General features: G+C 44.2%; 12 protein-coding genes. 8 read left to right on the top strand and 4 right to left on the bottom strand.

Going from position 1 to position 13775, the window contains the following annotated elements; genetic code table 11:
• Window positions 1-81 precede the first annotated feature (81 nt).
• From ACXAC1_RS03190 to ACXAC1_RS03170, 5 genes are all read left to right on the top strand, one after another.
• Window positions 82-1218, top strand: a complete 1137-nt coding sequence (locus ACXAC1_RS03190) for a GGDEF domain-containing protein (RefSeq protein ID WP_475058663.1) — start codon at window positions 82-84, stop codon at window positions 1216-1218.
• A gap of 293 nt (window positions 1219-1511) precedes the next feature.
• The gene (locus ACXAC1_RS03185) at window positions 1512-2159 is read left to right on the top strand and encodes a TetR family transcriptional regulator C-terminal domain-containing protein (protein ID WP_475058661.1); all 648 of its coding nucleotides are present in this window, start codon (window positions 1512-1514) and stop codon (window positions 2157-2159) included.
• Between the two features lies 1 nt (window position 2160).
• A complete protein-coding gene (locus ACXAC1_RS03180; RefSeq protein WP_475058658.1) occupies window positions 2161-2781 on the top strand; it encodes a LysE family translocator in 621 nt (206 codons plus the stop codon).
• Between the two features lie 135 nt (window positions 2782-2916).
• Window positions 2917-5349, top strand: a complete 2433-nt coding sequence (gene lon / locus ACXAC1_RS03175) for an endopeptidase La (RefSeq protein ID WP_475058655.1) — start codon at window positions 2917-2919, stop codon at window positions 5347-5349.
• Window positions 5350-5471: 122 nt separating this feature from the next.
• Entirely contained in the window at window positions 5472-6857 is a 1386-nt protein-coding gene (locus ACXAC1_RS03170; protein WP_475058652.1) for an MATE family efflux transporter, read from the top strand.
• On the opposite strand, the gene ACXAC1_RS03165 is transcribed toward ACXAC1_RS03170, so the two are convergent.
• Window positions 6858-7616 (bottom strand): TlyA family RNA methyltransferase, encoded by a 759-nt coding sequence (locus tag ACXAC1_RS03165; protein ID WP_475058650.1) that lies wholly within the window; start codon window positions 7614-7616, stop codon window positions 6858-6860.
• 106 nt (window positions 7617-7722) lie between these two features.
• Here ACXAC1_RS03165 and ACXAC1_RS03160 point away from each other — a divergent pair, with 106 nt between their 5' ends.
• The 3 genes from ACXAC1_RS03160 to ACXAC1_RS03150 all read left to right on the top strand — a co-directional run bounded on the left by ACXAC1_RS03160 (window position 7723) and on the right by ACXAC1_RS03150 (window position 10762).
• Window positions 7723-8568 (top strand): sulfurtransferase, encoded by an 846-nt coding sequence (locus ACXAC1_RS03160; protein ID WP_475058648.1) that lies wholly within the window; start codon window positions 7723-7725, stop codon window positions 8566-8568.
• Between the two features lie 73 nt (window positions 8569-8641).
• Window positions 8642-9811, top strand: coding sequence for a nucleotide sugar dehydrogenase (locus ACXAC1_RS03155; RefSeq protein ID WP_475058646.1), 1170 nt, complete (start codon window positions 8642-8644; stop codon window positions 9809-9811).
• The gene (locus tag ACXAC1_RS03150) at window positions 9812-10762 is read left to right on the top strand and encodes a glycosyl transferase family 90 (protein ID WP_475058644.1); all 951 of its coding nucleotides are present in this window, start codon (window positions 9812-9814) and stop codon (window positions 10760-10762) included.
• 97 nt (window positions 10763-10859) lie between these two features.
• On the opposite strand, the gene ACXAC1_RS03145 is transcribed toward ACXAC1_RS03150, so the two are convergent.
• Genes ACXAC1_RS03145 through ACXAC1_RS03135 form a run of 3 tightly spaced genes read right to left on the bottom strand, consistent with a single transcriptional unit; the run spans window position 10860 to window position 13697 of the window.
• Entirely contained in the window at window positions 10860-11693 is an 834-nt protein-coding gene (locus ACXAC1_RS03145; RefSeq protein ID WP_475058642.1) for a hypothetical protein, read from the bottom strand.
• Window positions 11683-12525: a glycosyltransferase family 2 protein gene (locus ACXAC1_RS03140; protein ID WP_475058639.1), complete on the bottom strand. Its 843-nt coding sequence runs from the start codon at window positions 12523-12525 to the stop codon at window positions 11683-11685. The genes ACXAC1_RS03145 and ACXAC1_RS03140 overlap by 11 nt, the downstream gene beginning before the upstream one ends.
• Window positions 12522-13697 (bottom strand): AGE family epimerase/isomerase, encoded by a 1176-nt coding sequence (locus ACXAC1_RS03135; RefSeq protein ID WP_475058637.1) that lies wholly within the window; start codon window positions 13695-13697, stop codon window positions 12522-12524. The genes ACXAC1_RS03140 and ACXAC1_RS03135 overlap by 4 nt, the downstream gene beginning before the upstream one ends.
• Window positions 13698-13775: the final 78 nt, after the last annotated feature.

Raw genomic sequence — 13775 nt, 5'->3', positions numbered from 1 at the left:
TATCTAATTATTAATGAAATCGTTACGTTTTCGGGGCAAGATATTGATTTGTTTTGATCGATAGATTCGATAGGTTGCTTCATGCCGCAAAGAACGGGCTCTCTGTTAGTGCCTCTTTTTATTCTTTTAGCTGGTTTAATAGCTAGTATCTATATTCAAGTCTTGCCTACGCTGGCGCTTGAGTTGCTGCCTTGGTTGCCCTATGTGCTGGCAAGTGTGATGGTTTTTTTAGCTTGGCACTTTAACCGAGGTAAAGTGTTACTGGCGGGTGGGCTGATTCTTTTGCCTGCTTTTTATCCATACATTGCCATGGAGAGTTTTCCAAGCAGCTCAACAACTGTAGCGGCAATTGGTTTAGGGTTGTTGCTAGTATTACGAGAGCGAGGTTTCTTCAATCGTTTCGTTTTTAATCGTATTTTATTTCTTGTCATGTTACTGGCATGGAGTGTGGCCTATGAAAAAGGCACGATTAATTTCGACTTTCTCGCGATTAATGTCCCGCTATTAGGCGTTACGTTTTCTAGTTTGTTGTGCTGGATGGCGATTTCGATTACTAGTTTATTAAGTTTGTTGTACTGGTGGCGAAAAGCTGATGGTTTCTCTACCGCCGTGCTAGTAAGCCTAGCAACTTTATTGTTGATCGAATGTCAGAATTTTTCTGCAAATCAAGATGCGGCGATTCGCAGTGCGCAAATTCTGGTTTGGGTTTGGTTTGTTATTGCGGAAAGCCACCGCATGGCGTACCGAGATGAATTAACTCAACTGCCAAGTCGTAGGGCTTTGAATGAGGCGATGCTGGCGTTACCGAGACATTATGCAATCGCCATGTTGGATGTGGATCATTTTAAAAAGTTTAACGATTCCTATGGACACGATAAAGGGGATGATGTGTTGCGCATCGTAGGGCGGGTCATGCTGCGTTATGGCAGCTCTGCATCCGTTTTTCGCTACGGCGGTGAAGAGTTCACGCTTCTATTTAAGGGGCGAAATGTAGAGCAAGCTGAAGAAGTACTCGAACAGGTCAGGGAAGAGATCCAAGCGCAACGTCTGGATGTCTCTACGGACACAAAAACAAAAGAAATATCGGTGACTGCTAGCTTAGGCTTAGCTTATTCGACCGCTGAAGAGGCGCCAAGTGATGTGATTAAGCGTGCGGATCAGGCCCTTTATCAAGCTAAGCGCAAAGGAAGAAATCGCTTGATGGTTGCCGCGGATTAAAAACTTAAACAAATGGTCAGATTTTTCTTGCACTTCTTTTTTTGTGTCTGTATTCTGACCGGATGTTCAAGTTTTTGCTGCATCTCTTGTAGCAAGTCCAGATTACAAACGCGCCAATATTGGTGAGTTGTAAACTGAGCCAACGTGGTACAACAGCACTAAAGGTGTACGCCTAACACCGAACTGTTGTGAGGGGAACGGGGAGCTTTGCTCCCCATTTTTAATGTTATCTCGCCTGATTCCCTTTATAATTCACACACCTGTCTGTAATTAGCCAAATGACTGAGGCAACTGTGTCTGAATCTCCCAAACGTTCGAAAAACCAGCTGAAAACTCATATCCGTGCCCAGAATCAAGCACTCATTCTCGAAACGGCTGAGCGTATTTTTGCGCGTCAAGGGCTAGCCAAAACCACGACACAGATGATTGCAGACGAAGCTGGCTTACCCAAGGCGAATATTCATTATTACTACCGCTCTAAAAAAGATCTGTTAGAAGCCGTGCTTGAGCGTATTCTGCAGTTATGGCTAGACTCTGTGAGTCAGTTTTCAGAGGAGCTTGGGCCTCGTCATAACTTGACGCGTTATATCAGTGAGAAGCTCGACCAATCACGTCTTAATCCAAGTGCTTCTAAAGTATTCGCCATGGCGCTCATTGGTGAAGAGCCATTTGTATTGGAGTTCTTACGCCGATTCTTTGTGGACGAATTGCAAAAGGAGAAGCAAACATTAGATCGTTGGGTGGAACAAGGGTTAATGAAGCCGGTTCCAGTTGAGCACTTGTTCATCACGATTTGGGCTATGACCCAGACGTATGCGGATTTTGATGGGCAGGTGAAGATTTTGTTGCAGAAAGAGCAGCTTGAAGAGTCGGATTTTGACGACGCTAAACAGTTTATTACGCGAATGATATTACTCAGTTGCGGCATAGAGGAAGTTTAAGATGAGTTTAGAAAGTGCAATGACGTTTTTTGTCGCCATTTTTATTTTTAGTATCACGCCAGGGCCTGGTGTCTTCGCGATTTTAGCAAAAAGCCTAACGCAAGGTGTCATCAAGACATTGCCTCTATCTGCTGGGATGGTGTGCGGTGATATTCTTTACCTGGTCATGGCATGTTTTGGTTTAGCAGCCATTGCTCAGCAGTGGGAAGTGCTATTTCTAGTGATCCGTTACGTGGGAGCGGCATACCTTCTCTATTTAGGTTGGAAAATGTGGACGTCGCCGATTGATTTAGACGTTGATAATTCAAGTATTGGCGCTAGAAAAAATGGCTGGTCTGCGGCATTGCAAGGGTTCCTTATTTCTTCTTCAAACCCTAAAGTTGTGCTGTTTTATATTGCATTTTTACCGACGTTTATGGATGTGACGGTGCTTGATGGTGGAGATATCGTCTTAGCCTCTGTCTTAGCATTTTTCGCGCTCATGTTAGGCCTCACCCTTATCTCGTACTCGGCCGCCCAAGCGCGTCGCCTAATGAAATCCGAACGAGCGATGAAGCGTGTGAATCAAGGTGCGGGCGGTATTATGGCGGGAGCCGGCGCGTTTTTAGCGTTACGAGGCTAAATTTTAAGGCTGCAATATTTATGGATGAATTGCGCAGACACTTATATCGGATTGTATTTTTCACAAACGTCACTACATAAGTTTTATTGTTCCTAAACTGATTTTTAGAATCAGCGTTGATAGAGAAAGAGACTTATGAGTGACGACGAAAAGTATTTAGATCCATCTGAAGGCGATGTTGTTGAAACGGATGAAGTGTCCATTAGTGACCCACGCTCACTCGCTTTACCGGATGATGTGTTACCTGACACGCTGTACATCCTGCCGGTCTCCAGCAGACCTTTTTTCCCAGCTCAAGTGCAGCCCGTTATGGTGGATGCCGAACCTTGGGAAGACACCCTTGAGCACATTGCTGAGCAGCCGCAATCGGTGGTTGGGCTTGTGTATGCAGAAAGGACGGGTGCAGGTGCCCCCAAAGTAGATACCTTTTCTGAAATCGGCTGTGTAGCTCGAACCCACAGAGCAGAAAAAACAGACGACAAGATTACCTTCCTAGCGCAAGGCATTAAGCGTATAGAAGTGGTTGAGTGGCTCAGTACCGAAGCGCCATATCTAGCGCGAGTACGCTACATCAGCGACTCTAAAGTACGTGATGATGAGTCAAAAGCGTACTCCATCGCGATTCTTGACGCGATCAAAGAACTGATTCGATTAAACCCGCTTTTCAGTGAAGATCTACGTCAGTACTTAGGACGATTCTCATTTAATGAACCTGGTTTGCTGGCAGATTTTGCGGCTTCCATTACTTCTGCAGAGCCTCAAGAGTTATACGACATTCTTGCCACGCTGCCGATTACTGCTCGTTTGCATGCGTCTCTGACCTTACTTCGTAAAGAGCTAGAGATTGCGCGATTGCAAAATGAAATCAGCGAAGAAGTAAATCAAAAGATTAGCAAGCATCAGCGCGAGTTCTTCTTAAAAGAGCAGCTAAAAGTCATTCAAAAAGAGCTGGGCATCTCTAAAGATGATCGAACATCTGATGTAGAGATGTTTGAAGAGCGCCTGTTAAATAAAACGGTGCCCGAAGCGGCCATGAAAAAGATTGAAGAAGAGCTGCATAAATTAAGCATTCTTGAATCGGGCTCACCTGAATACGGCGTAACACGTAATTATCTTGATTGGGCAACATCTATTCCATGGGGTGTTCATTCAAAAGATAACCTTGATATTAATAAAGCTCGAGAGGTGCTAGAGCAGCATCACGCTGGCCTTGGGGATGTAAAAGACCGCATTGTTGAGTTTTTGGCGTTAGGTGCTCACCGCCAAGAAATGGGCGGCTCCATTATGCTATTGGTTGGCCCACCTGGGGTAGGTAAAACATCTATTGGTAAATCCATTGCTGAAGCATTGAATCGCCAATTTTACCGTTTTAGTTTGGGCGGGATGCGCGACGAGTCTGAGATTAAAGGTCATCGTCGTACTTACATTGGCGCCTTGCCAGGTAAATTTGTTCAAGCTTTAAAAGATGTAGAAGTTGAAAACCCTGTCATCATGCTGGATGAAATCGACAAGATTGGCTCTTCTTTCCAAGGGGATCCAGCCTCAGCGTTGCTTGAAGCGTTGGACCCTGAGCAAAATGTAGAATTTCTGGACCACTACTTAGACATGCGAGTGGATCTATCAAAAGCCTTATTTGTTTGTACTGCTAATCAGTTGGATACCATTCCAGCGCCATTACTTGACCGTATGGATGTGATTCGATTATCGGGTTACATCGCGGAAGAAAAATTGGCGATTGCAAAACAGCATCTATGGCCTAAGTTGCTGAAGAAAAACAAGCTTTTGAAAAAACAGTTAAACATTACAGATGCGGCGTTGAAGTACATTATCGAATCCTATGCTCGTGAAGCAGGTGTTCGTGGACTGGATAAACTGCTGCAGAAGATTTTACGTAAATGTGTTGTGCAACTGATGACTGGAGAGAAAGACAGCATCAATGTCGGTGTGAAGGACGTGGAAACCTTCCTTGGCATGCCATATTTCCGCAGTGAGAAAACCTTACGTGGTGTCGGCGTTGTGACGGGTCTTGCTTGGACCTCAATGGGCGGTGCGACACTTCCTGTGGAAGCGAATAAGGTTCATGAGCTTAGCCGTGGTTTGAAGCTGACAGGTAAGCTGGGCGAAGTCATGAAAGAGTCGGCTGAGATCGCTTATTCATACGTCTTATCTCATACCAAGAGTTATCAGAAGAATGCGGAATTCTTCGATAAGTGCATGATTCATTTACATGTGCCAGAAGGTGCTACGCCAAAAGATGGACCTAGTGCAGGCATTACCATGGCGACAGCATTGATGTCGTTGGCTAAAGGTGAACCTGTCCAACGTCCACTGGCCATGACAGGGGAGCTAACTCTGACAGGGCAGGTGCTTCCTGTGGGAGGAATTCGAGAAAAGATCATTGCTGCTAAACGCAGCAAAGTGAATGAAGTTATCTTACCAGAAGCCAATCGACGAGACTTTGAAGAGTTGCCTGAGTCGGTCAAAGCGGACATGACCGTGCATTTTGCTGAGCGCTTTGCTGATGTGGAAAAGGTGGTTTTTGCGAAATCGGACCGCGGTATTCACTAAAAACTCCACATTCCTTCGTTCTATCGCCTATTAAAAGGTGAGATAATGACTTTGCCGAATCCTATTTGGGTTCGGCTTTTTCTTATCTGCGCAGAGCGCGATGTACTTTTTCGAGGATAGGCATGCCGAAACAGGCAACATTGACAAAAGGTTCAACCTTTAAACACGTCTCCATTATGTCATTTACCGGTGCATTAGGTTTGATGGCGATGTTTTTGGTGGATTTGGTCGATATGCTTTTCCTATCGATGCTCGATGAACGAGAAGCCGTCGCGGCGGTAGGATTCGCCAGCACCATCATGTTCTTTACCGTATCGATTAGTATTGCTGTCTCTATTTCTGCGACAGCCCTTGTCGCAAGGGCGATCGGTGAAGGCAACTTTGAGCTAGCTAAGCGCCGTGCTACCAATGTATTAGGCATGGGTGTTATTTTTTCGAGTATGGTGGTCTGGTTCTTATGGCCGCGTATTCCCGATATGCTGGTGTTTTTAGGTGCTAATTTCAAAACCTTAGACATGGCGACCAGTTACCTGCAGATTCTTATGCTGGGCATGCCTGCGGTCATGATTGGGATGATTGCATCAGGTATTATGCGTGCGTTGGGGGATGCTCGACGAGCAATGTATGCGACGCTAGCCTGTAGTATCGTCAATGCCGTACTCGACCCGATTCTTATTTTCCTATTTGGTCTAGGGATTGAAGGAGCTGCGATTGCTTCATTGTTGGCACGGCTATCCATGGTGGCCGTGAGCTATTATGGCGTGGTGTCGATTCACCGAATGCTCGGAGAATTTGATTTGGTTGAAAGTTTTAAAGACTTGAAGCCCATCGCTGTCATTGCCATACCAGCCATGCTAACGAATATGTCATCACCGCTTGCAAATGCTATTGTCATGGAGTTCGCGGCTGGGTTTGGTGATCATGCTGTTGCGGGGATTGCCATTGTTGGGCGAGTCATACCGGTTGTATTCGGTGGGCTGTTTGCTTTATCAGGGGCTGTTGGGCCGATTCTGGCTCAGAATTATGGTGCTCGGCATTTCCATAGAATGCATAACGCAATCACCAGCGCCGTGGTATATGCGTTAGGGTACTGCCTAGTGCTATGTTCTGCTCTGTATTTGGCCCAAGACTTTTTAGTGTCTATTTTCAATGCGTCCGACGAAACGGCTCGTTTGATTCAATTCTTCGCAACATACGGTTCCTTTAGTTTCTTTTTTCAGAGTTTACTGTTCATTGCTATAGCGGTGTTTAACAATTTAGGAAAACCACTAAACAGCACTTTGTTAAACTTTGGGCGAGCGACATTAGGTACTTTGCCGCTGATCGCTTTCTTTGGTTGGCTGATGGGGGCCGAGGGTATTATCTTTGGACAAGCAATTGGGTCGGTCATTTTTGGCTGTATTGGTTTTGTGATGGCTCGCCGTTACTTGCATGAGTTAGAACGACGAGAAGTGATGACTTTTCAATCTGATGCGTCGGTACAGCAGGATATCTGCCCTAATAGCTAGTTATGTTCGCTGGGCAAACAAGACGAACTCTTGGTTGCCATCACCGCCTTTGATCACACTTTTTTCATAGCTGATGACGCTAAAGCCTAGCTGCTCAATTAACTGCTTCATGTCCTCTTCAAGCTGCTGGACTTTATGCTGGTCTTTGACAATGCCGCCCTTGCCAATGGCTTCTTTACCTAACTCAAATTGTGGTTTGACGAGAGTGATTAAATAGCCGCCTGAACGAATTAAGCTAGGCAGCTGTGGCAGTATTTTAGTTTGAGAAATAAAGGAAACGTCCATTACGGCCGCATCAAAACCCTTTTCTGGGTAGTGCTCACCTAGATCCTGTTTATTTAGGTGACGAGCATTTAGCCCCTCTAAACACACTACGTCGTCTCGTTCACGCAAACGGCGGTCGAGTTGATCATGCCCAACTTCAACCCCCACTACTTTGGCAGCGCCATGTTGCAGAGCACAGTCGGTGAAGCCGCCTGTAGACTGCCCCACATCAAGTACTGTGTAACCTTGAATGTTTAGGTTAGAGGCTGACAAGGCTCCAGCTAACTTTAGGGCGCCACGTGAGACGTAGCGGTCGTCATCATCCAACTCCAGTTTGATTTCAACGTCCTCACTAACTTTAAGACTTGGCTTTGCAACCGCTACCCAGATCCCTTTATCAAAGATAAATACTTTGCCTTGGCTAATAAAGGTTTGCGCTTGAGAGCGGGATTTACAAAGTTGCTTTTCGGTGAGTAATTGGTCGATACGTTTCATGATCTTGATTTCTTAATTCAGTGCGGGCGCATCATAGCAAAAGCAAATGAATCGCAGTAGGCTATTGTCCATTATTCGTCATTTTGCCGTTTTAGGAGGCGCTTCAATGGCTTTGCCAACGATGGTTTCTACCGCACAATTGCATACTTTATTAGAACAAGATGATCTAGTGGTGCTTGATAGTCGCTTTTATCTGAACGACTTGGAGAAAAGTCGCAATGTCTATCAGCAAGGCCATATTCCTAGAGCGCTTTTTGTCGATCTTCACCATCAATTAGCGGGAACGGAAACGGCACTCACGGGGCGTCATCCATTACCAGAGCCAGATGTGTTAGCGCAGACGTTAGCAAGCTTAGGCATCAATAATAATTCGCAGGTCGTGGTGTACGATGATATGGGTGGCGCGATGGCCGCAAGGGCCTGGTGGATGTTAGTTCAGCAAGGTATTGAAGTGTATGTCTTAAATGGTGGTTTTGGTGCTTGGCAAAAGCAAGGGCTGCCTGTTGAAGCGGGCGCCAACCAGTCAGCGCCTACTGAGTGTTGTATCAAGGTAAGCTATCCATGGTTAGTCACTGAAGAGGATGTAGTGGCTAATTTTGAAGCCGATCGTTTTCAGTTGCTAGATGCACGGGCCGAAGATCGTTTTAATGGTATAAATGAAACCATGGATCCAGTTGCAGGTCATATACCTGGTGCGATAAACCGACCGTTTATGGACAATCTTAATGCTGAAGGATTGATGAAATCGCCAGAGCAGTTGCAGAGCGAGTGGGAGGAGTTGTTGCAGCATATTGAAAAGCCAATTGTTTACTATTGCGGCTCCGGTGTGACGGCATGTCACAATGTTCTAGCGATGAATTATGCTGGATTAGAAGCAAAGCACGTCTTTATTGGCTCCTGGAGTCAATGGGCAAAGCGCATGTTACGTCAAATGAAGGAAGCGCGCGTTTAAGTCATAGGATTGTAGATCAATGCGAGTTAAAATGCCCGCCAAAATTACAGTTGTTATTATTTAAGGATGCTCGATGAAGATTGCGGTTGTTGGTACAGGCTATGTAGGTATCTCAAATGCCTTATTGCTGGCAAAGAATAACGAAGTGATTGCCTTAGATGTGATTCCCGAAAAAGTAGAAATGCTGAATGCAGGACGTTCGCCTATCCTAGATAAGGAAGTGGAAGACTGCCTAGCCAGTGAGAAGCTCAATTTCCGGGCTACACTAGACCCTAAGGAAGCTTATCTTGATGCTGAGTTTGTGATCATTGCAACGCCAACTGACTACGATCCAGATAGTAACTATTTTAATACTCAACATGTTGAGTCTGTAATAAAAGATGTTGTAGCACTGAACCCTAAAGCGACGATGGTTGTTAAGTCGACTGTCCCTGTTGGCTTTACTGAAAGTGCTTCCAAGCGTTTTAGTACGAGCAATCTGATTTTTTCTCCCGAATTCTTAAGGGAAGGTAAAGCCTTATACGACAATTTATATCCTTCTCGTATTATCGTTGGGGAACGTTCAGCGCGTGCACAGGTGTTTGCTGAGTTATTGGCTCAAGGAGCACAAAAGAAAGACATAAATATTCTGTTAACAGATTCGACAGAAGCTGAGGCCATTAAGCTGTTTGCTAATACCTACCTTGCTATGCGAGTTGCCTATTTTAATGAATTGGATACTTACGCAGCGACCCATGGCTTAGATACTAAGCAAATTATTCAAGGGGTGTCTTTGGACCCGCGTATTGGTAGTCACTACAATAATCCATCTTTTGGCTATGGTGGCTACTGCCTGCCCAAAGATACCAAGCAGTTACTGGCAAATTACGATCAAGTCCCTAACAACTTAATTCGTGCCATCGTTGATGCTAATGTGACACGAAAAGACTTTATTGCCGATGAAGTGATCAAGCGTTCGCCTAAAGTGGTTGGTATTTATCGATTAGTGATGAAAGCGGGCTCCGATAATTTCCGCGCTTCTGCTATTCAAGGGGTGATGAAAAGAATTAAGGCGAAAGGCATAGAGGTTATTGTTTACGAGCCTGTCCTGGAAGAGGATACTTTTTTTAACTCAAAAGTATTCTCTGATCTAGGCGCTTTCAAAGAGCAAGCAGATGTCATCATCGCAAATCGTATCACCGACGAAATTCAAGACTGTATTGATAAAGTGTACACACGAGACTTGTTCGGTGGAGACTCGTAAGTGGCGAAAAGAGATCTCGCATATTTTAAGAAAAGGCTGGCGCGGCTGGCTTACTATTTGAAAGAAACGATAGTTTTATCTTTACCTTGCAAACCTGTCGGTACGTTTCTTCCTGAGAGAAACGCATCGAAGCATTTAAAAGATCGAGTAGATTATTATTGTAAGCTTGATCAGCCTTATTCGGTATCCAATGATGCGGTGACTGTTGGCTCTTTTAAGCGTAGCAAGAGCTTCGTCTATTTTGCAGATACCAAAAAAGTGGTGCGCCATTTTTCTAAAGAAAAACGATTTGATTTCGTGTTCGGTGATGTGACAGAAGTCCCCAATACGCCTGCTTTCGTCAAAAGTCGGCCGATTTCTGGTGATAACCGAAACTCTGTTTTGCTAAAGCTAAATGCTATTCGCCACTACCAGTTCTTTGAAGATAATTTATCTTTTAATGAAAAGATTAAATCTGCTGTTTGGCGTGGCGTTGTTCATCAAGCCCATAGAAGAGAGCTGGTTGAGCGCTTTCACAACAGTGACTTTGCTGATATCGGTCATAATGATCTAAAGCGTGCGAACAGCGTCAAAGGCTTTAAAGGCTTTATGCCGGTAGAAGAGCAGCTTAAATATCGCTACATATTAAGCGTAGAAGGCTATGATGTGGCCACGAACTTGAAGTGGGCGATGGCTTCAAATTCTCTGGTTATGATGCGTAAACCTCGCTATGAAACTTGGTTTATGGAGGGGCGTTTGGAGGCTGGGGTTCACTATATTGAGTTAAAAGATGACTTTTCTGACTTAGAGGAAAAAATCACATATTTTAATCAACCTGAACATTTAGAAGAGGCCCAATCAATCATTGCTAATGCGCAGAATTATGTACAAGCATTTTTTGACGCTAAGCAAGAGAAGTTACTTTCTCTAATGGTGGCCAAGAAATATTTTGATCTGCAGATCAGTCGTTAGGCTAGCTGTTATTGAGTTGGTAGCAGATTAGTGATTCTGGCAATTTTTTAAGGCACTTGAGACTGTCTAAAGTGCCTTAAAATCTATTTATGCGTCTTCATCGGTATAAGTGCTGCTCTGTTAATTTGTAATGCTTACAAATTTGTATCCATTGCTGGCGATTGCCGTCCGCATTAACGTTTGTTTTCTTCAAAGAAACCTTTTGTGAGCCAATGATAGGGGTTGGTTTCTTAGGAGGGGAAGACGGTCTAGTGACTTCCGTTCCATTCAATAAAGACATGACTTTAAACCAAAGGTCATCGGCCTTTGGGGCTAGACTTAGGAATAATTCACTGTCTGTGACTTCATGGTAAAGCGCATTGACTGGATAGAGAACGCCGCCGTACCCAATTGGCAATAAATCAAAGCCCGTTCTTCCGTGCTCAGTAAGGGTTTGCCATTGTTTGTAAGGTAATGGTTCACCGTTTTGGTAGGTGATCATTCGACACTCATTGGCGATTACATTATTTGGGTGTTTTTGGTGTTCTGTGAGTAAAGCATTTAGCCAGTCGTTAGCGTATAGCAAGTCATCATCACAAGTAACAATGTTTTTGTTTGGGAATTGCTCAAGACTATAGATAAGCTTTCGGTGGGAGCAGGTTAAATCATTCGTAAAGTGTATCGAGAAAATTACACCTTGTAGTTCATTTAGCTTATCTGGAATCTGTTGTTCGAGGTCTGAGTGCAGCCAAAGCGTGATCTTGCTTGGCTGTACAGACTGGGCCAGAATACTACGAATAGTAAGATCGATACTGTTAATTCGTGAAGGGATTGAGGTCAGGCTGACCACAATATCCGGCGCTACATTTCTCGGCTTTTTAATCTGCTCTGTTGGTATTCTTTTTAAAAGGAAGCTCTGCTTTACCGATTTAAAAAACTCTTTAAGCTTCATGTTCTGATCCATTGCTTTGTAAATGAGTGCTTATGCCTTTACGAGCTTTAATGAGTCTTTCTTGCTTAGTTTGAGTGCGAATTTTTTTACTATGGGCAAGCATTTCCGGCGTAACATAGCCTCGTTTATGGTCAAGGTGTACACACACCGCAGAATAGCGGATGCGTTTTGCTTTAAGGCCGTGATTGACTAGGCGATCGCCAAACTCACAGTCCTGTCCGCCGTATTGCATTTCTTCTTCAAAGCCATCAACTGCCAGAATATGCTTCTTGTAGCATGAAGCGCTGTGACCATTCCACGTGGCGCGTGCTGGGCTGACTTTATTTAGGAATTTTGCCCAGTTCCCTTCGGCCGTAAGCTTCATCATTTTATGAGTCTTCTTCATCCCCATACTGATCAGCCAGTCGATATCAAATGGCTTTTGTTGTTCGATATCTTGTTTTGTAATGGCTTCGCTGATATCCATGGGGAGTTTAAAGTACCCGCCAGACAAGTATGTGTTTGGCTCTGAAAGGCTAAGGTGCTGCTCGATAAAGTCTTTTCTTGGGATGCAATCCCCATCAGTGAAAATAATATATTCACCTTTGGCAGCCAAAACGGCTTTGTTCATGATGCGGCATTTCTGAAAGCCGTCATCCTCTTGCCAAACATGTTGAATAGGAATGTTTGTTTCTTGGCGAATACGCTCTATTAACTGTCGAGTTTCATCTTTTGAACCATCATCGGCGATAACGATTTCAAAATCTTTGACTGTTTGTTGAAAAAAACCCCAAAGCACTTTTTCAAGCCATTTTGGAGAGTTATAGGTAGTGAAAATGACACTGGTTTTCATGGCTGTTGTTCGATCTTGTTGAATGATTGGTTGGGTTCAAGTTTGCTTGTTTCTAGGTGTTTAAAGGCTTCACTTAAACCTAAAAAAATATGATAAGTAGTGGTCGCTGGTAAGTTCGCGTCTTTTACTGCTTGGTTTTGCTCATCAAGATATTCGTTCCACCCCCCGTTACTGTGGAAATAGTATCTATGCATAAACTCAAGGGTATCTTGAAGGTAAAATCGCTTATCTAACTCAGAAATTGGGGCTTTAGTGATAGCCTTCAAGTATTCTGTGATAGGCCAAATACGTTTATTTCTATCAAGTGCTCGACCTGTATTGCCATCTACTTGGTTGAAAATCCCTCCATTTGAGGATAAGCCAATACGCTGGGCGCTTTCCCAGAGCTGATCTGCCAAATGGATTAGGGGCTGTTGCTTAGTTACGTCATAGGTTTCATGTAATAGCCAAACCCACTCAAAGAAATGACCAGGCTCGACAATATGTCCTTTTGTCGTATCAAGTTGCCAATCGTAGTCGAAGAACTCTCTTAAGGTATTGGATTCAGGGTGGTAAAACTTCTGCAGAGCAAGGTCGGCTAATTCTTCGATCATTGCTCTATAGTCGGCACGCTTAAAGACCTCATAAGCTGCCAGATAGCCCTCTAACAGATGCATATGCGGATTTTGGCGACGGATTTCATGCGTTTCAATGGGGTAGCTTTCATGAAAACCACCGCTGTCAGCGCGTAACGTTTCGGATAGTAATCGATGTACTGTTTCAACATGTTGTTCTGCTCTAACGTCATGCGTGACAGTAAAGTAGTGGCTGAACGATAGTATAACGAAAGCTAGGGTATAGGTGTCTGTGCGATGGTCTGAAATGACTAGTTTGTCATTGACTGCGAAGCACCAATGATCATCAACGAAGTAGTGTTCCAAAATGGAGTCAAATAGCGGGGCTAACGGCTCTAAGAAATCTTGACGAGAAGTCTGTTGGTAGGCATGGCTAAATGTATAAAGTTGACGGCACTGTGATAGTAACCTTCTTTGACCAGTACGGAGAGGCTGCCAATCAAGTTGAAGTCTTTCATAGCTTAAATGATTCGTCGATTCAATCCCAAAGTTAAGCCACTTGGGAAGCAGTTGATCATAGAGATACGCTTTGGATTGGCGAATGATTGGATCTTGCATTAGGTCTTGGTCACTTTTGGCGAATAGAACGTTGGTGTATCCAACTTATAGCCTGTCTATGATAAGATGATTGCCCTC

The sequence above is a fragment of the Marinomonas sp. AWM4_232 genome (assembly GCF_056158325.1).
The sequence above is the reverse complement of the archived record's forward strand: the minus strand, read 5'-3'. Positions and strand labels throughout refer to the sequence as shown.

Excerpts from the sequence above, each read along its gene's own strand:
- ACXAC1_RS03190 (WP_475058663.1), top strand. The coding sequence starts at position 82 with ATGCCGCAAAGAACGGGCTCTCTGTTAGTGCCTCTTTTTATTCTTTTA.
- ACXAC1_RS03180 (WP_475058658.1), top strand. The coding sequence starts at position 2,161 with ATGAGTTTAGAAAGTGCAATGACGTTTTTTGTCGCCATTTTTATTTTT.
- lon (WP_475058655.1), top strand. The coding sequence starts at position 2,917 with ATGAGTGACGACGAAAAGTATTTAGATCCATCTGAAGGCGATGTTGTT.
- ACXAC1_RS03170 (WP_475058652.1), top strand. The coding sequence starts at position 5,472 with ATGCCGAAACAGGCAACATTGACAAAAGGTTCAACCTTTAAACACGTC.
- ACXAC1_RS03165 (WP_475058650.1), bottom strand. The coding sequence starts at position 7,616 with ATGAAACGTATCGACCAATTACTCACCGAAAAGCAACTTTGTAAATCC.
- ACXAC1_RS03160 (WP_475058648.1), top strand. The coding sequence starts at position 7,723 with ATGGCTTTGCCAACGATGGTTTCTACCGCACAATTGCATACTTTATTA.
- ACXAC1_RS03155 (WP_475058646.1), top strand. The coding sequence starts at position 8,642 with ATGAAGATTGCGGTTGTTGGTACAGGCTATGTAGGTATCTCAAATGCC.
- ACXAC1_RS03145 (WP_475058642.1), bottom strand. The coding sequence starts at position 11,693 with ATGAAGCTTAAAGAGTTTTTTAAATCGGTAAAGCAGAGCTTCCTTTTA.
- ACXAC1_RS03140 (WP_475058639.1), bottom strand. The coding sequence starts at position 12,525 with ATGAAAACCAGTGTCATTTTCACTACCTATAACTCTCCAAAATGGCTT.
- ACXAC1_RS03135 (WP_475058637.1), bottom strand. The coding sequence starts at position 13,697 with ATGCAAGATCCAATCATTCGCCAATCCAAAGCGTATCTCTATGATCAA.